General features: G+C 47.8%; 16 protein-coding genes. 5 read left to right on the top strand and 11 right to left on the bottom strand.

Annotated elements, in window-relative coordinates; all coding sequences use genetic code 11:
• Positions 1 to 21: 21 nt before the first annotated feature.
• From J7623_RS02205 to nirB, 6 genes are all read right to left on the bottom strand, one after another.
• Positions 22 to 1,476 carry a rubredoxin gene (locus J7623_RS02205; RefSeq protein ID WP_291916681.1) on the bottom strand — a complete coding sequence of 485 codons (1,455 nt, stop codon included), beginning with the start codon at positions 1,474 to 1,476 and terminating at the stop codon, positions 22 to 24.
• A gap of 3 nt (positions 1,477 to 1,479) precedes the next feature.
• Complete coding sequence (locus J7623_RS02200) at positions 1,480 to 4,977, bottom strand: nitrate reductase (RefSeq protein ID WP_291916679.1); 3,498 nt, start codon at positions 4,975 to 4,977, stop codon at positions 1,480 to 1,482.
• 24 nt (positions 4,978 to 5,001) lie between these two features.
• The gene (locus tag J7623_RS02195; protein WP_291916677.1) at positions 5,002 to 6,294 is read right to left on the bottom strand and encodes an MFS transporter; all 1,293 of its coding nucleotides are present in this window, start codon (positions 6,292 to 6,294) and stop codon (positions 5,002 to 5,004) included.
• A 17-nt stretch (positions 6,295 to 6,311) separates the two neighbouring features.
• Entirely contained in the window at positions 6,312 to 7,640 is a 1,329-nt protein-coding gene (locus tag J7623_RS02190) for an alginate export family protein (protein WP_291916675.1), read from the bottom strand.
• Between the two features lie 73 nt (positions 7,641 to 7,713).
• A complete protein-coding gene (gene nirD / locus J7623_RS02185) occupies positions 7,714 to 8,085 on the bottom strand; it encodes a nitrite reductase small subunit NirD (protein WP_291916673.1) in 372 nt (123 codons plus the stop codon).
• Between the two features lie 24 nt (positions 8,086 to 8,109).
• Complete coding sequence (gene nirB / locus J7623_RS02180) at positions 8,110 to 10,608, bottom strand: nitrite reductase large subunit NirB (RefSeq protein WP_291916671.1); 2,499 nt, start codon at positions 10,606 to 10,608, stop codon at positions 8,110 to 8,112.
• Positions 10,609 to 10,793: 185 nt separating this feature from the next.
• Here nirB and cobA point away from each other — a divergent pair, with 185 nt between their 5' ends.
• Positions 10,794 to 11,576 (top strand): uroporphyrinogen-III C-methyltransferase, encoded by a 783-nt coding sequence (cobA, locus tag J7623_RS02175; protein ID WP_291916669.1) that lies wholly within the window; start codon positions 10,794 to 10,796, stop codon positions 11,574 to 11,576.
• Entirely contained in the window at positions 11,563 to 12,255 is a 693-nt protein-coding gene (locus tag J7623_RS02170) for a Crp/Fnr family transcriptional regulator (protein ID WP_291916667.1), read from the top strand. Before cobA ends, J7623_RS02170 begins: the two co-directional genes overlap by 14 nt.
• A 12-nt stretch (positions 12,256 to 12,267) precedes the next feature.
• On the opposite strand, the gene J7623_RS02165 is transcribed toward J7623_RS02170, so the two are convergent.
• Positions 12,268 to 12,936 (bottom strand): Crp/Fnr family transcriptional regulator, encoded by a 669-nt coding sequence (locus tag J7623_RS02165; RefSeq protein ID WP_291916666.1) that lies wholly within the window; start codon positions 12,934 to 12,936, stop codon positions 12,268 to 12,270.
• Positions 12,937 to 13,046: 110 nt separating this feature from the next.
• Here J7623_RS02165 and J7623_RS02160 point away from each other — a divergent pair, with 110 nt between their 5' ends.
• The gene (locus J7623_RS02160; protein ID WP_291916664.1) at positions 13,047 to 14,849 is read left to right on the top strand and encodes a chloride channel protein; all 1,803 of its coding nucleotides are present in this window, start codon (positions 13,047 to 13,049) and stop codon (positions 14,847 to 14,849) included.
• A 137-nt stretch (positions 14,850 to 14,986) separates the two neighbouring features.
• Positions 14,987 to 16,003, top strand: a complete 1,017-nt coding sequence (locus J7623_RS02155; RefSeq protein WP_291916662.1) for an MBL fold metallo-hydrolase — start codon at positions 14,987 to 14,989, stop codon at positions 16,001 to 16,003.
• Between the two features lie 22 nt (positions 16,004 to 16,025).
• Here the strand turns inward: J7623_RS02155 and J7623_RS02150 are convergent, their stop codons facing one another.
• The gene (locus J7623_RS02150) at positions 16,026 to 16,862 is read right to left on the bottom strand and encodes a class I SAM-dependent methyltransferase (RefSeq protein ID WP_291916660.1); all 837 of its coding nucleotides are present in this window, start codon (positions 16,860 to 16,862) and stop codon (positions 16,026 to 16,028) included.
• Between the two features lie 159 nt (positions 16,863 to 17,021).
• Between J7623_RS02150 and acnA the strand changes: the two genes are divergently transcribed.
• A complete protein-coding gene (gene acnA, locus J7623_RS02145; protein ID WP_291916658.1) occupies positions 17,022 to 19,748 on the top strand; it encodes an aconitate hydratase AcnA in 2,727 nt (908 codons plus the stop codon).
• A gap of 139 nt (positions 19,749 to 19,887) precedes the next feature.
• Here the strand turns inward: acnA and J7623_RS02140 are convergent, their stop codons facing one another.
• The 3 genes from J7623_RS02140 to J7623_RS02130 form a co-directional block, all read right to left on the bottom strand.
• A complete protein-coding gene (locus tag J7623_RS02140) occupies positions 19,888 to 22,131 on the bottom strand; it encodes a cation:proton antiporter (protein ID WP_291916656.1) in 2,244 nt (747 codons plus the stop codon).
• 206 nt (positions 22,132 to 22,337) lie between these two features.
• Positions 22,338 to 22,733 carry a hypothetical protein gene (locus J7623_RS02135; RefSeq protein ID WP_291916654.1) on the bottom strand — a complete coding sequence of 132 codons (396 nt, stop codon included), beginning with the start codon at positions 22,731 to 22,733 and terminating at the stop codon, positions 22,338 to 22,340.
• Positions 22,730 to 23,278 carry a hypothetical protein gene (locus tag J7623_RS02130; RefSeq protein WP_291916652.1) on the bottom strand — a complete coding sequence of 183 codons (549 nt, stop codon included), beginning with the start codon at positions 23,276 to 23,278 and terminating at the stop codon, positions 22,730 to 22,732. The genes J7623_RS02135 and J7623_RS02130 overlap by 4 nt, the downstream gene beginning before the upstream one ends.
• Positions 23,279 to 23,343 lie beyond the last annotated feature (65 nt).

Genomic DNA, 23,343 nt, shown 5'->3' with positions numbered 1-23,343 from the left:
GACACGAAACCCACCGTAGTCCTATTCCTCCGCCTGTAAAGTTACCGCATTCACTTGCCGGAAATCGGTTAAAGGAGCCGCACATACGAAACATTCATAATCTCTGGGTATATCCTGCCACAGGGTACCGGCTGGTACCTGTTGTGCTGCATCACCGGCCGCTTCGTCGTATACGGTAAAACAATGCGGACATTGATACACCATTTTTGCCGCCACCGGCAACGCAATGGTGGCTTGTTGTTCCTTCACATAATGCTGCAGTATGTTGGCGGCACTTTTTTGTTCATAGAACGCTTTGCACAGGGAAACGATATAAGCTCCCAACTGTTCTTTTGTGACGCCTTCGCGATATAGCAGCAGTTGTGCAGAGTTGGCATTATAATCCGCCGTATAGAGGATATCATACCGCTGCAGGTATTTTAATTTGCTCTGGTGTTTATTTTCTTTTTTGCGGATCACCACCGTACCAAACAGGCTGGCAGGGCGGTTCACTCTTACGCTGAAACACAGGCCATAGGTACGCACGTCAGCGGTATCGAAATACCGGATGATATGCCGCTTCAACACCAGGCCGTCTTCACAATTATCTTCCACCTGCCAGTTTAGTTCATTGGCGGCATGTCGCACATTGATGCCGTGCTTCCCCAATACATAATCCCACAGGCTGCGATGAGCGGCATCTATATTTTTGATGATGAGCGATTTCCATGGCGTGGCATACAGTTGACCGATGCGGGTTTCAAGGCAAATAGTACAAATTTCTTTCAGAAAGGGAATGGGAAAGTCTTCATTACGGCGATAAATGCCCAGCCAGTAGCTGTTATTGTATTTATTGAATCCTTCGTAATAGGGCAAATGAAACGGCGGCAGATCGGGCTCCTGCTCTTTCGGGCGTGAGATATAGTTTAACGTTTGCTTTATCTCCCCATATAATTGCTCTGGTGTATATCCTTTACTGAGTGCCATTTCCGCCTGTTTGCTGACTGCTGCAATGTTATTGGTGTAAATCAGTTCCGGCCAGGCGAACAACTGCTGGCTACCCGGCATCCGAAGGTATAGATACCAGTAATGGGTATGGGAAGAAGTAATCCAGTTGATATGCCCGGTGAATAACGGCACAAAAGTTTGCTGGCTGTCGCAGATATTCACCTTAAGCGTGGGCGCATAGTCAAAGAGATTAAACACATCTTTATAAATTCCTTCGCTCAGCCAGCTATTTTGTATAAAAATATCTGCAGCGGGATAAGCGCTCATGATATTCGGCGTAACTGCAAATGTGAGCTGCTTTTCGGCGCACTGTGCTTTAAAGGACACCAGGCATTTGTCGGGAATGTCAATCAGCAATTGTTGGCGCAGGCCAAAGCGGATATGCATGGCCTGAGCAGCTTCGGCAATGTCCAGTATTTCCAGTAACCAGCCCGGCGAAATAATGCCGCCTGTGAAGTTGATCGCAAAAGTATGTGCTTGTTTTCCCATAGATTATACCAATGCCGCCACGTTTTTAGGTATTGCTTTTTCCAGCAGCGCTTTTACTTCCGGCTTACAGCTGCCGCAGCCCATACCGGCACCGGATGCGGCGCATAACTGTTGGAGGTTGTCGCAACCGGCAGCAATTTTTTCCAGGATATTCCCTTCTCCTACATTCCCGCAGGAACAAACAAGTTTGCCAATAACAGGGGTACCTTTTTTCCCGGAACGCAATAGTTCCAGCCGCTTGTCCGACAGCTCAATTTTTTGCTGGATAAGGTCCCTGAATTCTGCAAATTCAGATTTGTCGCCGATCAGGATGGCGCCTACTAATTTGTCCTGGTGAATGATACATTTTTTGTAATAACGTTTTGCTTTATCAATGAATACCACTTCTTCGTATGCCGGATCTTTCGGCGTTTCCACCATGCCCAGTGAGCAAAGATCGGTACCATGCATTTTTAGGATATTCATGAAGAGAGAGCCCTGGTAATAACTGCTGATATCACCGTTTAGATAGCGGGCCACTACTGCGGCCTGTTGTTCTGCGGCAGCAGTAATACCATACAGCGTGCCATTGAAGGCGGCAATTTCTCCGATCGCATAAATATCAGGATCGCTGGTTTGCAGGTATTCATTTACCACTACACCACGATTGCAGTGCAACTGCGCGGCCTGTGCCAGTTCTATATTTGGAACCGTGCCGATAGACATTACTACGGCCTGGCAGGGAATATAAGCCCCGCTTTTCATGCGTATCCCTTCTAGTTGGTCCTGCCCCAGGAAGCGATCAATTTCATCATTGTAATAGATATCGATGCCGCGATCTGTCAGTTCTTCATAGAGCAACTGCCCGCCAAGCGTATCCAGTTGCCGGTCCATGAGCCGGGAAGTACGCTGTATAACGCCCACGTCTATATTAATTTCTTTGAGAGATGCTGCCAGCTCTATCCCCAATAGTCCACCCCCTACGATCATTACTTTCCCTTTACCAGGTGCAATATGTTGTTTGAAGGCGTCTGCGTCCATGCGGGTGCGCATCGTGAATATACCGGGGATAGGGGGAATATCCCGCAGCGTGGCAGCCCTGCTGCCGGTTGCCATCAGGAGTATGTCGTACGTATGTAGGTTGCCGTTACTATCCGTCACGCATTTGCGGTTACGGTCAATATGCTGGATGCTGACACCCCTGTGCAGCGTAATGTTATAAGCCGTTTCTTCTGCCCGGGTCATTTTAATCAGTTGCTTCCATTGCTGGGTACCGCTGATGTAATCCGGTAACATTACGCGGTTATAAAACGGCAGATCTTCTTTGCTGAATACCGTGATTTCATCTGTGGTATTCAGCTCGCGGTACGACTTTACGAAGCCGCAGGCGCCTGCACCCGCGCCTATTATCACAATTTTTTGTGCAGGCTTCCGGTAACGTTGTACCTGCACAGCGGAGTATTTAAAATCAGGTTGTTTGGAGATAGGATCCAGTAATTGATGGGTGAGATTATTGGCGCGATGTAAATCATTTTGTAAAATTTTGCCCCAATGCATCGGCAAAAACACCACCCCTTTTTTGATATGGCTACTGAGTTGTGCTTTTACACGTACTTCACCATTTCCATTGTGAACAACAACAATATCATCTGCCTGTATTCCCCGCTGCCGCGCATCGTCAGGATGTATTTCCAGGAAGGAGGAGGCGATATGCTGTTTTAGTTTGCTGACCTTGCCGGTTTTACTCATGGTATGCCACTGATCGCGGATACGACCGGTGGTAAGTATGAGCGGCAAGGCTTTGGTGGGCTTTACGGATTGGTTGTGATCCTCAAAACTATGTATCACCGCTTTTGAATCCGGGGTGTAAAACTGGTGATCATCGAAAAGCCGCGCGGTGCTTTGTCCTCCCCGGTAAGGCCACTGTACGCTGCGATGTGCCTGTAGCTGCTGATAATCCAGTCCGCTGATATCTATGTTAGTACCCGCTGTCAGGCGAACATGTTCAGCATAAATATCAGCCATACTCGTATAGTCGAAACCGTGATATCCCATTTTTTGTGCAAAGCGGCAAATAATTTCAGCATCTGGCAACGCTTCTCCGGGAGCGTCTGTTAATTTTGTCAGATAGCTGATGCGGCGTTCGGCGTTGGTCATAGTACCTTCTTTTTCTGTCCAGGCGGCAGCAGGCAGTACTACATCGGCGTAGCGCAATGTTTCCGGCTTATTGGAAATTTCCTGTACTACTACAAATTTGGCTTTCAATAATCCTGCTTCTGCAAAACGAACGTCGGGCAGGCTCACAAGTGGATTGGTGCACATAATCCAGATGGCCTTCAGGCGGCCATCATGCATGGCATTGAACATCTCTGTGGCAGTCAATCCCGGTTTATCAGATAATGTGGTGCCGCCCCAGAATTCCTGTACCTCTTTGCGGTGTTGTGGATTGCTGAGTACGCGGTGTGCAGGCAGGAGGTTAGAAAGACCACCTACCTCGCGGCCTCCCATGGCATTGGGTTGCCCGGTCAGGGAGAAAGGACCGCTGCCAGGTTTTCCTATATGCCCGGTAATGAGATGCAGGTTGATCAGGCTAAGGTTTTTATGAACACCTACCACGCTTTGATTGAGGCCCATGGTCCATAGCGTCATAAAGCCGGTAGCGTTGCCGATGTAAGCGGCGGCCGTATAGATCTCTTCCGCCCGGATACCGCAAATACCTGCGGCTTCCTCCACGCTTCGTCGCATCACGGTGTCTTTATATGTGGCAAAGCCGTTGGTATGTGCCTGTATAAAATGGCTATCTGTATGCCCAGCCATGATGAGCGCGCGTCCTATGGCATGGTGCAAAACGATATCCGTGCCCGGATGTATCTGCAGATGAAGATCAGCCATGGCACAGCTTTGTGTGACACGCGGGTCGCTTACAATAATCTTCAGGGCTGGATTGGCGGCTTTGGCAGCTTCCACCCGTCGCCATAAAATAGGATGGCACCAGGCGGGATTGGCGCCGGCTACAAAGATGCAGTCGGCGTGTTCTATGTCGTCATAAGTGCCTGGCACGGCATCTTCCCCGAGGGCCATCTTATAAGCAGCCACGGCGCTGCTCATACACAGGCGTGAATTGGTATCGATGTTATTGCTGCCAATAAATCCTTTGATGAGTTTATTGACGACATAATATTCTTCCGTCAGGCATTGCCCGGATGCATAAAAGGCTACGGCATCGGGACCGTGTTTTTTGATGATGGCAGCAAAAACGGCGGCGGTTCTTTCCAGCGCCTGGTCCCAGGTAACCCGCTGCCGTGGCAGGTTACGATGGTAACGCATTTCGGGGTACAGTAGCCGGTCGGAGGTATCCATCACCGTATAATGCAGGTTCATGCCTTTGGAGCAAAGCATGCCTTTATTTACAGGGTGTGTTTTGTCGCCTTCTACATGCAGCTTTCCCTGCCGGTCTTTGTGTACTACTATCCCGCAGCCTACGCCACAGTAACAGCAGGTGGTTTTAAATGATGCTTGCATGCCGGAAGTTTTAGTCGTTGAATATTACGAAACAGCAATGGGTGTTCCTGCTGCCGTAGGGGCAGTGGTGGCAGACGACCGGGTGAACCTCGTAAATACTATAATAGCCGAAACACCGATCACAATAAGCCCGATATACGTGAACGCCTGTACGTAAGTAATGCTGTCGGATTTAAACAGGAAGCCGAACAACATACCTCCCATGTTGCCGCCTGCGCCCACAATGCCGCTCACCAGCCCCGCATTTTTTTCATTCAGGAACGGAACAATGCCGTAGGTGGCGCCATTAGCCATTTTCAGGAACAAGGCAAAGCTCAGCATCGCGATGATGGCCACCACCAATGATCCTGCCTGCGCAAATAACAACAGTCCTACGCCCTCTGCCAGCAGCATCAGCGCCAGCAAACGGCCCTTGCCTTTCATCCCCGACCTGGCACCTACCCGGTCGGAAATATAGCCGCCCAATGCACGGGCAAAGAGATTCATAAATCCAAATATACCTGCCCAGAATCCGGCACTTCCCTGCGATAAATGAAACGTATCTACGAAATGTAAGGACGCCACATTGTCGAACGTTATTTCCATGCCGAAACACATGCCGTAAGCCAGTGTCAGCGCCCAGATGCGCCAGTCGCCCAGCACAGACCAATCCGTTTTGGCGTTGTTTTTATGACGTCCCAACTCATCAAAATTGCCGTTGGGTGTGTCTTTGGTATACCGGTAATAAAGCCAGGCAACTATCAACATCATCATTCCCGGCACAATCATGGCGTAACGCCAGGCTTCTGCTTTGGTGTAACCAAAACCTACAATCGCCGCGAAAATAACAGGCATCACCATGTTGGTAACACCGCCGCCCAGGTTGCCCCATCCGCCGGTAATGGCGTTGGCAGTGCCTTTGATGGCAGGTGCAAACATCAGCGAGGTGTGAAACTGTGTGATCACAAAAGAACCGCCAATTACGCTGATGGCTAAACGAAACAGTAAAAACGAAGTGTAGTCTTTCGAAAGTCCCACAAGGAAAACGGGCAGTGAGCCCGCTAACAACAGCCGCACCGCAGTTTTGCGGGGCCCCCAGGTATCGCAGAGACGCCCAATCACCAACCGGGCAATGATGGTACCTGATACAGAGGCAATAATGATATTGCCGATCTGCGCTTTGCTGAGACCCAGATCAGTACGGATGGTAGGCATCAGCGGCGCCAGTCCGAACCAGCCAAAGAAACAGACGAAGAACATGAGCCACGTGATATGGAACGTGCGCATCTGTATGGTATCAAGACTAAAGAGTTTTATTTTGTTGAGCGGAGCAAGCATAGTAAAGCGTTTATAGGTTATTTAATGGACCATTCAGGGCGGATGTTGACAGACAGGTACGCCCAGTTACTGTTACTGGCAGGGTTCTTAATGTTTTTTACACTGGAGGAGGTCAGTGTGGTGGTATTCCAGAAATGACTGTAACCAGCTTCCAGGCCAATCATTTTTGTCAACGTATAATTGACGGTGATGTCTGCTTCTGTTCCCAACTGTTTCGTCATTCCTGTTATCCCGGCAGCGGTGTAAAATTCATGGACATCGCCGGTGAATACCCAACGAGGGCCTGGCTGTAACTTTGTTTTGACGTAGTAATCCTGTAACCCTTTATTGCCAAATCCGCTGGCCACATAGAAGTAGTCCATGTTTCCCCAGAACTTATGCGGTGTGCCATACAGCGGGTCAAAGTCAGGACTGGTATAATCAACACCGGCGCCGGCACTGAAAGATTTACTCAGGCTATATTGAAAGGCGCCGGATAATAATGTACCGTCTACCGTTTGTCCATTAGCGTTAGTACCAAATTGCTGGTAGGCGGCAGCAGTAAAACTAACGTGCCGGAGCGACTGTGTATAAAACAGGCCGGTTGTCATTCGGCTGTAGGTGCCGGCTTCCCATATTTTGGTGGCCACGTGTTCAATACTGTCGATATGATATTTTGAAAACTGGTCAGCCAGGAAAAGAAAAGATAGATTTCCTTTGGTGAGCTTTCGTGACAGATATGCATACTCCAGGCTTTTATACATGTTGCCGCCGTTGGTGTTAGCAGGATAATTACCGGGTGGGGCAGGGTTATAAATACTGCCGCTGGCGTTTTCTTTATTCTGGTTAAAAGCTGCGCCGGCATGTAGCATCCAATGATTGTTGTCGTATTTCAATACGGCAGCATCGTGCCGGCGGCCTTGTTGCAGCCAGTCGAGGTTGCCGAGCAGGCGGCTGTCGTCATATACCAGTTCCTGCCGGCCTATTTTAAGCGACAGGCGATTGTTTTTAACGATGGTGTCTGTAAGTAATATTTCTGCCCACGCTTCATGCAGCATAAAACCGTTATTATCAGGCGTCGTGGTACGGTTAAGGGTAGAGGCATCCTGTCCCCAAACGCGTACATCCTGTACTGTTAGTCCCAGTTTAATGCGATAGGCATTGAAGCCGGCGATCAGGCGGGTACGTTGCGACGTAAAGAAGGCTGGGTTGGCACCCTTTGTTTGCGGCGCGCCTTGTCCGTCGCGTAGTTCGGTGCGGGTTCTGAGTTGTGCACCGATATTGAACTGCGCATTACCGTACTGCGAAAGCAGCAGGCCCGGGAGTATCACAGATACCCTGGTGTAGAACCATTTTTTCGTGTACATTTGGTTGATTTTTAGTGAGCCAATCATGTAAGAATCAGAAGCCCGGTCAGCCTGCCAGCTGCCGGGTTTCGCTTTATACTGCTGCTGTTTCCATGTCCACGCCAATGTACACCCGGTCTTCTACGATTTTTACAGGGTAGGTGGTGATGGCACATTCTGTTTCATCAGACAGGCAACGGCCGTCTTTCAGAGAGAATGTTTTTTTGTGAAAGGGACAGGCTACTTTGGGCTCATCTTTAACGGTGCCGGTCATACCGCGACTCAGCGCCATTTGCCGGCGGTGCGGGCACAGGTTCTGTGTAGCATACCATTCATTTCTGCGCGCAAAATAGAAGAGGGCAATTTGTTCATCCTTGTACTTTACGCATACGCCGCCATTGGTGGGTACATCCGATGTTTTACAGGCAAAGAACCAGCTTGTAGCGGTGGTGTGAATCGTAGACATAGCAGTATATTTTTGTGTGAAATATTATTTCCATTCAGCGGCTTTCTTTTGTGCACGCATAGTTTCAAATTTTATTGTAGGATCTTTATCTGCCGGTGCATTCACGAAGTGGGAGAAGCGCTTGCGTAATTCCGGATTTTCTACCACTTCCTTCCATTCGCATTTGTAGTTGTCTACCAGCAATTGCATTTCTGTTTCCAGTTGATCAGCAATTCCCAGGCTATCGTTTAATACCACGTTGCGGAGGTAGTCCATGCCACCGTCGAGTTTATTGAGCCAGGTGGCGGTGCGGGTGAGTGGATCGGCTGTTTTGATATAGAACATCAGGAAGCGGTCGATGTAGCGGATGCAGGTATCGCTATCTATATCGGCTGCCAGGAGTTGTGCATGTTGTGGTTTGGAACCGCCATTGCCGCATACATACAGGTTCCAGCCTTTTTCGGTGGCAATAATGCCAAAGTCTTTCGATTGTGCTTCGGCGCATTCGCGGATACAACCGGATACGGCGGATTTAATTTTATGCGGCGCGCGTAGTCCGCGGTAACGTTCTTCTATGCGAATAGCAAAGCTAACACTGTCGTGCAACCCGAATCGGCACCAGGTAGAGCCTACGCAGCTTTTAACGGTACGTAATGCTTTTCCGTAGGCATGTCCGCTTTCGAATCCGGCGGCAATCAATTCAGCCCAGATATCGGGGAGGTCGCTCAGATGGGCGCCGAATAAGTCGATCCGCTGTCCGCCGGTGATTTTCGTATATAGGTTATATTTAGCACCTATCTCTCCAATCACCACCAGTTTTTCCGGGGTAATTTCTCCGCCGGGAATGCGGGGTACCACGGAGTAAGTACCTCCTTTCTGTATGTTGGCGAGGTAACGATCGTTGGAGTCTTGCGCGGTATCGTTGCCTTTGTCGAGGATCATATCATTCCATAGACTGGCCAGTATAGAGGCTATTACGGGTTTGCATATTTCGCAGCCTTCTCCTTCGCCATAATGGTCTAGTACTTCATCGAAGGTGCGGAGTGATTTTACGCGGATGAGATCCAGCATTTCCTGGCGGGAGTAGGCGAAGTGTTCGCATACCACGTTGCGGATATATTTGCCTTGTGCCTTCATGGTAGCGGTGATGAGATCCTTTACCATGGGGGTACAGCCGCCGCAGCAGGTGCCTGCTTTGGTACATTTTTTAACCGTCTCCAATGTTTCGTAGCCATCGCTAACCGCCTGGCAGATGCTCCCTTTACTCACGCTTTCACAACTGCAGATGATGGCTTCATCGGGGAGGGCGGTAACGCCGGCGCCGGTATCAGTATTTCCACGGGAGCTGCCCAGCAGCAGGTCTTCCGGGTTAGCGGGTAATACCAGTTTGTTTTTAGTTGTCTGGAGCAGCAGGTTATAGGCGCTTGCATCGCCAATAAGGATACCACCTAAGAGGAACTGGCCATCTGTAGTAATATTGATGCGTTTATACGTGCCTTTGTATTTGTCTTCAAAAACAATACTGTGGCAGCTTTCCGGGTCGGTAAACGGGTCGCCGAAGCTGGCCACATCTACGCCGATGAGTTTGAGTTTGGTGCTCATATCAAACCCTGTAAAGGCTTTGATGTCGCCGCTGATATGCGAGGCGGCCACTTCGGCCATTTCATAGCCGGGAGCTACCAGGCCATAGATCATGTTATTATAGAGCGCACATTCGCCGATGGCGTAGATAGCGGGATCGTTGGTTTGCATTTGTTCGTTGACGAGGATGCCGCCGCGTGGACCGGTAAGGAGACCGGCAGTTTTAGCGATCTCGTCGCGTGGTTTGATGCCGGCAGATACTATCAGGATGTCTGTCTCTAAAATAGTATCATCAGCAAACTGTAAGCCGGTGATGGCGTCATCGCCCAATATTTCACGGGTGTTTTTGCCTGTAAGCACCTTCAGGCCCAGGTTGGCGAGTTTGGTTTGCAGGATGGCAGATCCCTGTTCGTCAATCTGGCGGGGCATGAGGCGGGAGGAGAATTCAATCACATGCGTATGGCGGATGCCGAGGTCCAGCAGGGCTTTGGCAGCTTCCAATCCTAAGAGTCCTCCACCTATTACCGCGCCGCGGGTAGCTTTGGGGGCATAGGCTTTCATCATTTCCAGGTCTTCGATGGTGCGGTAAATGAATACCCCTTTTTTATCAATGCCTGGAACGGGAGGTACAAAGGCAGCAGACCCGGTGGCTATCACGAGGAAATCGTAGGTGGTGGTGATGCCTTTGTGCGACAATACCGTTTTGTTTTCCCGGTCTATTTGTACTACGGGATCACCCAGGTGCAGTTGTATGCCTTTCTGGGCGTACCATTCAGCGGATGCAAGTAAGAGGTCGTCTGCTGTTTTACCATCAAACCAGGAAGTGAGGTGTACGCGATCGTAGGCGGGGCGCGGTTCTTCTCCAAATACAATCAGTTCCGTAACGGTGCCGGCTGATTTGGTGATCATTTTTTCGCAAAATTTATAGCCCACCATACCGTTTCCAATAACTACTATTCTCATTGAATTATATTTATGGATCAGAAAAAGCTAATTATATTATAAATAAATTAATATAATATTATTTCGGGTTTTGGAGATGATTTATTGGGTAGGTGTATGATGTTGATTATAAAATTAAGTGTTTTTGTTTTAAATTTATGCACAAATAGACCTAAAAGTATTATATAAATTTAATTGTAATATGTATGCATGTGTCAGTTCCCTCCCTATCTTTAGTTGGCGCAGGACCCGGAGATCCTGAAATGATTACGCTGAAAGCGATCAATACCATCCGGCAGGCCAACGTCATATTATATGATGCTTTGGTAAATGAGTCACTGCTCACCTATGCAGCACCCAATGCCATTATCCGGTTTGTTGGAAAGCGCTATGGTTGTCACACGCTTTCCCAACAGGAGATCAACCAGCTTATTGTTGAAATGGCATTGACACATGGGCATGTAGTGCGATTGAAAGGAGGGGATCCTTTTGTATTTGGCAGAGCGGTGGAAGAAATACAAATCGCGAAGCAACATGGGATCCGGGTGAACGTGGTGCCGGGCATCTCCAGTGCCATTGCTGTACCCGCGTCGCAAATGATGCCACTTACCTGTCGCGGTACCGCCGAAAGCTTCTGGGTAATTACCGGCACTACTGCTGCTGGTAATATTTCGGGAGATATTGCACTGGCTGCACGTTCTACCGCTACGGTAGTCATTCTGATGGCTATGAGCCAGCTGGAAGGTATCATGCAGCAATTTGTACAATGTGGGAAAAGTGACACGCCGGTAGCCATTATACAAAATGGCACTACTCCGCAGCAACAAATGGTTACCGGGACCGTAAAAGATATTGTATGGAGAGCGCAGGCGGCAGGGATCGGAAATCCCGCCATTATTGTGGTGGGAGAAGTAGTGGCATTATCTGCTGTATTAAATGCTTCTATGGAACAATTACAGATCAACGATACCATACATGAAAAAAGATAAAACAGGATGTGACGGCAATACGTGTTTGCTTTGCAGGTTGTCTATGAAAGAATGGGCGCCGGCAGTAGCCTTGCACCGGAAAAACTTTATACTGGATAAAGGAGCAACACTTTTCCGGGAAGGTGATAAAGTAAACGGTATCTACTTTATTTATGAAGGCCGTATGAAAGTACATAAACACTGGGGACCGGAAAAAGAACTGATCGTTCGTTTTGCACAAAAAGGCGATATCGTGGGGCATCGCGGCATGGGCGGGCCTGAAGAGGTATACCCGGTGTCGGCCACAGCGCTGGAGCCGGTAAAAGTGTGTTTTATAGAGATGGATTTTTTTCAATCATCTCTCAAAATTAATCATACCCTGTTGTATGAGTTGATGCTGTTTTATGCACAGGAATTACAATCCTCCGAAAAGCAAATGCGCAACCTCGCTCATATGAGTGTGAAAGGCCGGATGGCAAATGCGTTCCTGTTACTGCAACAGAAATTCGGATTTAATAAAGATGGATTTATTGATCTTTCCCTTAGCAAACAAGACCTGGCTTCTTACATTGGCGCCACGTATGAAACTACTTTCCGGGTGTTGAATGAACTGATAGAAGCTCGGCTGGTAGCAGTTTCGGGGAAGAATTATCTTATACTGAATGAAGAAAAACTATTGGACCTGATAGAAATTAACTGAGTATCCGTTATCTCACCCGGAATATTTCTTCAACTTTTTCTCATTTAAAATATGAATGGTTTTGCCGTCTACCGCAATTAATTTCTCTTGTATAAACTCCTGCAGGTTTCGGTAAATGGTTTCATAAGTAGTGCCGGCAAAAGATGCCAAGTCCTGGCGGCTGATGGTGAACTGTGTATCGTTATGCAGGCGGCCTATTTCCAGCAAAGCATCTGCCAGCCGGCTTTTTACATCCATGTGCACGAGGTTGCGCATCTTTCTCTCTGCTTCCTGTAACTCATCTGCATAGAACTGCATCAGTTTTAATGCAAGCGAGGGATTTACTTTCAGGGAGGCTTCAAAAAAGGTGAGATCAGTATAGCATACAGTGGTGTCTTCCAGGGCCGTAGCAGATACCGTGTAAAGGCGTTCCCCGCTGCCCAGGCCACGATGCCCGAGTATATCTCCCTGTTGCGCAAAGCGCACGATCAGGTCTTTATCAGTTCCCCATTGTTTATGCACTTTTACTTTGCCATCATACAGGAAAAAAATACCCTTTACAGGCTGTCCCTCCTGGAAAATGATTTCATTCTTTTTATAAGAAAGGTGCTGTTTATGATCTGATACCGCCGCTATCCACTCCGGAATGCTGAACTGGCAAAGAAAACAGGTTTTTAAATCGCAGGCCCCGGCTTTTTTCATGATTGCAATAGTAATGTTTTTTTGTGTTTTTGAAAGAAAAAATAGGTTTTAACATGATTTAGATCATATTTTTGTGTTGTTTTTAGTTTTTGATTGTTAGTAAATATTGTATGAATCATAAAAAAGTGCAGAAGTTTGCCGGGAATATGTCCCGGAGAGTATTTTACCTCAGTATGCAGGCGGCTGTCAACGCTATCGCCATCGGTTTTGTCGCCAAAGGATTAGTAATGCTGATCGCCCTGATCACCAACATTTCCTTTCACGGTAAGTTTTCTTTTGAAGAAACCGGCCCGGCAGGTAACAACCTGGGGCTGATGGTCATATCAGTACCTATTATAGGTAGCCTCATTGTAGGCGTCATGGCGCGTTTCGGCAGCAAGGCCATTCGCGGTCATGGTATCCCGGAAGCCATGGAAAATATAATCTTAAATGAAAGTAAAATTCCACCTGTCATCACCTTACTCAAACCCCTGTCTGCAGCCATCTCTATTGGTACGGGGGGGCCGTTTGGTGCAGAAGGTCCTATCATCGCTACGGGGGGCGCCATCGGCTCTTTTACCGGGCAGGTGATCCATATCTCTTCTGCCGAAAGAAAAGTATTACTTGCAGCCGGCGCCTGTGCCGGTATGGCCGCCATTTTCGGTAGTCCGCTGGCCGCCATTTTGCTGGCGATAGAATTGCTGTTGTTTGAGTTTTCTCCCCGCTCTGTGATTCCCGTTGCCATTGGTTGTATTGCAGGTGCTGGTATGCACATCGCGTTATTCAACAGCCAACCCGTTTTTGCTATGCCAGATATTCCGGCTGTATCAGACCGTGCACTGGTCACTTATGTATTAATGGGTGCCGCCATCGGTGTCGTAGCTGCCTACGTATCAAAATCCGTCTATTTTGTGGAAGATATGTTCGAAAAGCTGCCCATTCACTGGATGTGGTGGCCGGCGTTAGGAGCGGTAGTGGTCGGCGTAGTGGGTTATTTCGCGCCGCATACCATGGGAGTTGGATATGATAATATCAAAAATCTCTTAACCGGCAACACACCGCTGGCATTGGTAGTATCGCTGTGTGTACTCAAGTATATTTCCTGGGTAATTTCCCTTGGCAGTGGTACCTCCGGTGGTACGCTGGCGCCGTTATTTACTATCGGCGGCGCCTTTGGGGCGCTTATAGGTATGCTGGTGCTGCAGTTTTTCCCAGGCAGCGATATTAATATTGCTACTGCTGCACTTATAGGTATGGCGGCTATGTTTGCCGGCGCCTCCCGTGCATTGCTGACGGCTATTGTGTTTTCACTGGAAACAACCGGACAGCCACATGGACTGCTGCCATTGATTGGTGCTTGTACTACAGCCTATTTTGTATCGTTCTTCCTGATGAAGGGTAGTATTATGACAGAGAAAATCCGCCGCAGAGGCGTATCTGCGCCGGATGAATATACACCGGACATCCTGCAACTGATCAACGTAGCCGCCGTAACGCTGAAGCCTTTGGTGACCCTCCGCAGTAACATGACGCTTGCCCAGGCACATCATCTGCTGCAACAACACGCTGCTACCTATTATCATCAATACCTGCTGGTGACAGATGATAACGGCGATTTCAAAGGCTATATCCACCGCGCACATTTATCTCCGCAAGGCACCGCTATTATTTCAGACACCCTGGAATCAGCAGCGCCCTATCTCTATACCTCAGATGATATTAGCGTGGTCACTGAGTTATTGAACAGTTACCCACCAGATGTACTGGCAGTGCTGGATGCAGATAAAAAAGTAACCGGCATCGTTACCGCTGATGCGGTGTTAAAGGCTTACGGCGAACGTCGCAGAGCTGACGCCAGGTACCATTCTGCTTTTTATGGAAATACCCGTTTGCTGCGGCTCATGGCCCGGGGCAAAAGGATCCTGGTACGTTAGGACATGTCTTTTTTAGATAGGTTGAATGCAAGGGGGCCGCTGCTAAGCGGTCCCTTTTTTGATGATACAATATATCACCCTGCTATTCGTCTACCTTATCAGCACGTTTTTTATAAAACACTTCTTAACTTTAGTACATGCAGCGCAAATCACCTTCTATAAAGGAAAGAATACAGCAATCGCAGAACTTCCGGGATGGCGTATTCCAGAATTTATCCTTCACTCCCATGAAGCCGGATGATGTTACTTACTACCAGATGTTGAAAGAAACCTTTCAGCGTCCGGCAGATGTAAGACCTCCGGCACCACTGCCATCTGAGAAAACAGACCTGAAGCATTTGTATTCAGAAAAACCGGTGGTGGTATGGTTTGGGCATTCTTCCTACCTGCTTCATGTAAAAGGTTTCAACATCCTCGTAGATCCTGTGTTTAGTGGTAGCGCTTCCCCGATGTCTTTCATGATCAAGGCTTTCCCGGGAGCAGATGCCTATACGCCGGCAGATATGCCCGAGATAGATGCGATGATTATCACCCATAACCATTATGATCATCTCGATAAAAAAACACTCACCCGCTTAAAGCCACATACCAAAAGGATTTTTACCTCTTTAGGGGTAGGCCGGGACCTGCAATCCTGCCTGGCTACAGACAATAATATCACGGAACTGGACTGGTGGGAAACCACACCCGTTGCTCCGGGAGTGGAACTAACGGCTACGCCTGCACGACATTTCTCCGGTCGCGGATTGAAAAGAGGCGGAAGCCTCTGGTCTTCTTTCGTGCTCGATATTTTCGGGCACCGGATTTTTATAGGGGGAGATTCCGGTTATGATACGCATTTCAAAGCTATCGGCGATAAATACGGTCCTTTTGAACTGGCGATACTGGAGTGTGGGCAGTACAACGATAACTGGCCATTTATCCACATGAAGCCGGAAGAAACCGTGCAGGCAGCCATTGATCTGCAAGCCAGCTTATTATTACCGGTACACTGGGCAAAGTTTGCCCTGGCAAACCATGCCTGGAATGATTCAGCCAAAAGGGTTACTGCCAGCGCCACACAGTGCGGTCTGCCTGTTACTACACCGAAAATAGGAGAGCCGGTGGTATTGGGCGAACATTTACCACAGGAACATTGGTGGGAAAATGTATAGCAGTCGGGGATTATGTTGACTGTTATAAACTAAAACTCAACATCTCCACTACGCCTTCACCGGGAGCATGAAACATCCGATTGCGCCCGGTAATTTTTCTTTCTGTTTCACACAATGGCTCCAGGTTTTCCAGGGTTGCATCCAGTTGGAAAATAATACCGGCCATATCAGCGTGACTGTTCACATTTAAATGGGTATTTACATAGGATTCCAGTATCCGGATAACACCCTGGTGCGTAGGTAAAAATGCGGCGGGTACATCTTCTTCAGATAATGAATAATCCAGCATTGCCAGGTTTCTCCGGGTAGGCGTTTTAAATAATTTCATGGTCTTGATAAAGGCTTCGTTGCTGATGTAATGAAGCAGCCCTTCAAAAACAATGGTAGCCGGTAATTCTTCCCGGTAGCCATTTTCCTGTAGCTTACTCCACAGCAGTGCTGCATCCGTGACGTCACATTTTGAAAAACGGATCAACGGTTCACCGGGAATAATGCCGGCATAAAGCTGTTGCTTTTCAGCAATGTAGCCGTTGTCTACTTCTATGATAGTGGTAATCTCTTTAGGATATTTTTCCAGGAGATATAAAGAAAGCGGGTCCAAACCGGCGCCCAGCAGGATCACCTGTTGCCCTGGCCAGTGGGTAATCCTTTCATGGAGCATGCTCCGGATGCACTGTTTGCGCAGGCAAACCAGGTCAATCACGAGTGGATAATGCCGTTTCAGTTCATAGAAAAGGCGACTGGTTTCGCTGAAGTCGATGGCTTCAATGTAACGCTGTTGCAGGGGCGAGGTATAGAGTTGCATGGCTGCTTCCAGCACGAGGCGGGAAGTCGAGGGGACTTTTAATTGCTGGGTCATTTTGAGGGGTATTTATGTTAAAGCTAGGAAGCAGGGGTGCATGGCCATTGCAGGGTTATTTTAATATTAAAGCAACGTAAAAGGCTCATAATAAGGTATATTTATACAACAAAACCTTAGGGTCATTGTTTCCTGATTGTCGTTAACTAATCATTTATTATGGAGCCACGTATCGCATCACTCAGCAAGTTGGAACAGGAAGGCCGCCGAATTTCCCGTCTTCCTTTTTCCATCAGGATCTTATTAGAAAATGTATTACGGAACCACGATAACTTCGCGATCACCGATGAACACCTGGAAACGTTGGTGAATTGGGATCCGGCGGGCACCGACAAGGAAATACCGTTTAAGCCGGCACGGGTGCTGATGCAGGATTTTACCGGCGTAGCGGCCGTGGTAGATATTGCTTCTATCCGCGCGGAAGTTATCCGGAAAGGCCGCGATGGCGCCAAAATTAATCCGGCTATACCGGTAGACCTGGTGGTGGATCACTCCGTGCAGGTCGACTTTTTCGGCACCGATTACTCCTATAGAAAAAATGTTGCCTACGAATATGAGCGTAACAAAGAGCGGTATCAGCTGCTCAAATGGGCGCAACAGGCTTTTGATAATTTTACGGTAGTTCCTCCCGGGATGGGAATCTGTCACCAGGTGAACCTGGAATACCTCGCAAAAGGCGTTATTAGCCGCGATGGCTGGCTGTTTCCGGACACGCTGGTAGGAACAGACTCCCACACACCCATGGTAAATGGCATCGGTGTATTAGGCTGGGGCGTAGGTGGCATTGAAGCAGAAGCAGCTATCCTCGGGCAGCCGATCTATTTTAGCTGTCCGCAGGTGATAGGGTTGAAGTTAACCGGTCGCCTTACCGAAGGGGTTACCGCAACGGATATGGTGCTGGCCATTACACAGTTGCTGCGCAAATATGGCGTGGTCGACAAATTTGTAGAAGTATTCGGTGACGGACTGGATCACTTATCAGTGCCCGATCGTGCTACCATTTCCAATATGTCGCCAGAATTTGGGTGTACCGTTACCTATTTCCCGATTGATCAGCAAACATTGCAGTACATGCACCGCACCAACCGTTCGGCGGAAGACATTGCGCGGGTGGAGGCGTATTGCCGGGAAAACATGTTGTGGCGGAATGGAAATGAAGATATCACGTATACGGATATACTGGAATTGGATCTGACCACTATTCAATCAGCTGTGGCGGGTCCGAAGCGGCCACAGGATCGTATCCTCGTCAGGGATTTGCATAATGAGTTTGAAACATTGCTGAGCAAGGAGTTTAAGCGGATGTATACGCCGGAAGGCAAGCGTCGTGATACAGCGTGGCTTTCCGAGGGCGGTTCCGGCACTGCATTTACGTATGAAATACAAAAGCCGGTGGAGGAAGTCGCCGTAGAAGTAGATTACCTGAAATCGGTGCGTATTAAGTTAAAAAACGAAGAATATGTGTTGAGTGATGGTGCAATTACCATTGCTGCAATCACCAGTTGCACCAATACCTCTAATCCCAGCGTCATGATAGGTGCGGGGCTGGTGGCGAAGAAAGCGATTAGTCGGGGTTTATATGTAAAGCCCTGGGTGAAAACAAGCCTGGCGCCGGGGTCCAGGGTAGTAACAGAATACCTGCAACGGGCGGGCCTGTTAACAGAATTGGAGGCACTCCGCTTTCACACCGTAGGTTACGGCTGTACTTCGTGTATTGGTAACAGTGGTCCGTTGCCGCCGGCGATTGCAGAAGCAGTAGATAAAGGCAACCTGGTGGTGGCGTCTGTGCTGTCGGGCAACCGTAACTTTGAAGCCCGGGTGCATCCGCAGGTAAAAATGAACTTCCTGGCTTCTCCACTCCTGGTAGTAGCTTATGCGATTGCCGGTCGTATTGATGTGGATATGCTCACTGATCCGCTGGGATACGATCCCAATGGTGAACCGGTATACCTGCGCGATATCTGGCCTTCCCAGGAAGAAATTAATGAAGCGGTAGCGGCAGCAGTGAAGCAGGAAGATTTTGAACGTGTGTATAAAGTGATATTTGATGGCGATGACCAATGGCGTGGACTGCTGGCACCTTCGGGAAAAGATTATCACTGGAGCAATGACTCTACCTATATCCGGGAAGCGCCGTTTTTTAATGGACTACCGGAGCAGCCGGCGGCGCTGGAAGATATTAAAGATGCCCGTGTATTGCTGAAGCTGGGCGACTCCGTTACCACGGATCATATTTCGCCGGCGGGATCTTTCAAGGCGGATACGCCTGCCGGTAAATACCTGCTGGATCACGGTATCGATCCCCGCTTATTTAATTCTTATGGTTCCCGCCGGGGAAATCATGAAGTGATGATACGGGGTACATTCGCCAATGTGCGCATTAAAAATGAATTATCGCCCAAAGAGGGTGGATTTACTACCGTCATCCCTTCCGGCATGGTAATGCCTGTTTATGATGCCGCCATGCAATATGCGACCAATAAGGTGCCGTTAATCATATTGGCGGGCAAAGAGTATGGCAGTGGATCATCCCGCGACTGGGCAGCCAAGGGGACCAATTTGCTGGGCGTGAAAGCGGTAATTGCGGAGAGTTATGAACGTATACACCGTAGCAACCTGGTAGGTATGGGCGTGCTGCCGTTGCAGTACATGGATGGTGAAAATGCGGAGACACTGCAGTTGTCCGGTACAGAGTCATTTACCATTACGGGCGTGTCTACCGCGCTGGTTCCGGGCAAAATATTAAGCGTAACAGCGGTGCGGGCTTCCGGTGATCCCGTTACGTTCAGCGTAAAATGTAAATTGAATTCAGCGATAGAAATTGAATATTACCGGCATGGCGGTATTCTGCAGTATGTGCTGAGAGCGTTTTTGGAGAAAGCATAAATCCTGGGAGCAGAAAGCATAAAGCAGAAAGCAAAAAGCCATTGAAGCGATTGACAAACGCGAGTGAATGAATACCATAATATCCGCTCTGATCAATCGCTTCAATGGCTTTTTGCTTTCTGCTTTATGCTTTCCGCTTCTATGATTTACTTCTTGAAAATTCCAGGATTTTTTTCCGGTTACCTACCAACCACACTACATCTTCCCATTCAAACACTGTTTCTGAAGCGGGGTTCAGGATTTTCTCCCCGCCACGGGCAATACCTACTACAAGTGCTTTTGTTTTTTCACGGATGCCGGAATCGCGTATGGACTGACCTTTGAGACCATTGTGTTCATCCACCACCAGGCTGGTTAAGCCAATGTTTTCATCTGCCACATCATCACTCCTTTCAATATTCAGGGTATTGATTACCCGGTTAAATTCCTCCAGTTGAGCTTCTGTACCAATGGCGGTCAGGATATCGTGTGGAAATAATTTTTCATCACGGGTAGGAGCGTAAATGGTAACATTTCCTCTTTTGATAGCGCCGATGTTAATACCATATTTCTCGCGTAGCTGTAAATCCACCAGGGGGGTATCCACCAGGCTTGACCACGGATCTATTTCTATTTCAGAAACCTGTGCATCCCATGGAAGCAGGTCGGCCGCAGCTGTTTTATGAGCAGCAGCATCTGCGGCTTCGCGGGCATTCAGGTTGGCCAGGAAGCGGCGTTCAATACGGTTGTAGTATTTCTGTAATTGTGAACGAAGCACGATTAATACGCAAGCCAATACGATGGCAGTACCTGCCAATGCCTGCCAGAAGGGGAAATATTGATTTACCAGGAATCCTACCAGCAGTACGGCAACAATGTTACGTACCACTTCCACCACTACCAGCGGACCGTGGTTGTACTTGGAATCGAGCCACAACGCTTTGTAAGAATTGCTGGATATTTTTTGTATCATCAGCGCCCAGATAAAAGGCGACATCATGGCAATGCCAATGGCCACGCAGAGCAATCGCACACCAAAGGAATAGCCAAGATATTTGACCACAAAAGGACCAATATAATAGGTGTTCAGCAGGATAATAGCCAGGATGATTACCGTGTTGAGTATAATTACTTTTACATAGCTGCGTAATACAATACGCCAGTCGCTTTCCGCCTGCAGGGTTTGTGAACTCGCACTATACCGGTTCAGCGTATTCAGCCAGCGGTTGGGAATAATTTTTTCCAGCCAGTTGTATAAGGGCACGGAAAATTTGATCATATAGGGTGTTGTAAACGTGGTAATGGCAGATACACCTACCGCTACAGGGAACAGGAATTCACTCGTAACACCAAGGGTAACCCCCAATGTGGCAATGATGAAAGCAAACTCGCCCACCTGCGCCATGCTCATACCCACTTGTACGGCCTGTTTCAGCGGCTGACCGGATAACAGGGCGCCAATAGTGGTGCTGAGAAATTTACCGCTTAAGGTTAATAAGGTGATCCACAGTACCGGCCATCTGTATTCTATAATCATTTCCGGGTTAATGAGCATACCAACGGACACAAAGAAGATGGCGCCAAACAGGTCTTTTACGGGTTGTATCAGGTGTTCTACTTTTTCGGAAGAAGTAGTTTCTGCGATGATAGAGCCCATGATGAACGCACCCAGTTCCGCAGAGAAACCTACTTTGGTGGCCAGGATTACCATACCTAAACAAAGGGCGATACTTAATATCAGCAGGGTTTCTCCATTCATATGCTTTTCCATTTTGCGGAGAAAAGTAGGAAGCAGGAAGATGCCTGCGAGAAACCAGATCGCCAGGAAGAACATCAGTTTGGCAATGGTAAATAACATTTCGGTGCCTTCAAACTGCCGGCTCACCGCCATGGTAGACAAGAGCACCATCATGAGGATGACTACAATGTCTTCTATCACCAGTACGCCGAATACAATTTTGGTAAAGGGTTTTTTCTTGATGCCCAGTTCTTCAAAGGCACGTATGATAATGGTAGTAGAGGAACTGGCGAGCAAACCGCCGAGGAACAGGCTGTCCATAAAGCTCCAGCCCATCAGTTGACCGGTAAAATAACCGGCTACGGTAATACAGGCAATTTCCACAAATGCGGTGATGGTAGCGGTGCCTCCCACACGCATTAGTTTTTTGAAACTAAATTCCAGTCCTAACGAAAACAAAAGAAATATTACGCCGATTTCGGACCATGTTTTTATGCCCGCTGCATCTCCGATGGTAGGAAATAAATGAAAGTTCGGGCCTACTAAAAAGCCCGCGATGATGTACCCTAGCACCATTGGCTGTTTCAGCCGTCTGAATAATAAAGTAATAACGCCTGCCGCTCCTAGAATTAATGCCAGGTCAATGATCAATGATGGTAGATGCATACAGTAAAAATCGATTTAAGGTTCGCGTGTTGTACATTTATGGCGATGAGAAATCAGCGCACATATGTGTCAGATGCCAGTTTCCGGATCTTTGAATATCGCTAATATATCAATTTTCCTGCGTAGGAGCAAGATTAAGTTTGAGGAGAGTGGGTAACAATAGTAGGAAAACACAAAGGGGGTGATAGTAGAAAGTACAGGTGTTATTAAACAACTTCTGGTTCCGGTGCAGGTTGTTCCTGGCTTTTCAGGACAACATTTATCACCTCTGGTTCATCTGGTATGAAGATTAAATTAATACCCAATGCCGCTTCAAATTTAGTGATGGTTTGCAGGGTGAAGTTCACACCATACACGCCACCCTTCAATATCTGAGTAAGCTCTTCCAGCGTTAAACCTGCCTTTTCAGCCAGTTCTGGTTTGGTCATCCCGGTTGTACGCAGCACAGTGAGGATCGCGCAAATGATAGCGCCGGATTTATCTAACCACGCTTTGTTTGCTGCACGATAAGCTACCCGTGCACTGATTTCTTCAATTAACGGCGTTTGCCCTTTTGTCATTTCAGCCAGTATTTTCCTGGCTTTTACATTGATAGTCTTCATAATATTGAGTTTAAATCTTCCGTATCATAAACATCCTTTGATTGAAGAAAGACCTTAGCTCGTTCAAGCTTTCGTAATTCTTCCTGTAAATGTATTGGTCGCATATCGGGTGTTAGTTTAATGCTTCCACCGGTAACGATAAAACAATCATTGTCCAGCCGCAAGGCATATAACCTTAACCAACTTCGTCTTATTTTTCCTTTGCTTTTTTGAAGGGGAGTGAGTTGATACTCGCTATTGTACAGGGGTTGAAAGATAAACTGTAAATCACAACCGCTGTCATTACAGCAAGTGTGCAGTGTGTAATCAAACCTGTCTGCTTCCTCCATAGTGCTGGAAATAGCTTCCGTAATTTTAATGGCTCCCCAATAATCAGTTTTAAGGTCCTCCACATTGTTGCTGAAAAAAGTTTCCAGTACGGAATAATTGTGCCAGTAATCCTGGATGCGTGCGTACTCTGTCATGTTGGTATGGCTATATTTCATAGAATATAATCCATCCTGGTTCGATTTGTTGCCAGAAACAAAGATAAGTTTTACCTCCATAAAATCAACTTATAGGTTGTTTTTTAAAATGAAAATTTACCTACGGGTTCAGTTGATTTGGGAAG

Source organism: Chitinophaga sp. (genome assembly GCF_017745275.1).
In the GTDB taxonomy this organism is placed as follows: Bacteria; Bacteroidota; Bacteroidia; order Chitinophagales; family Chitinophagaceae; genus Chitinophaga.
Note: the sequence above shows the minus strand (reverse complement) of the source record. Positions and strands in the feature narration are given on the sequence as shown.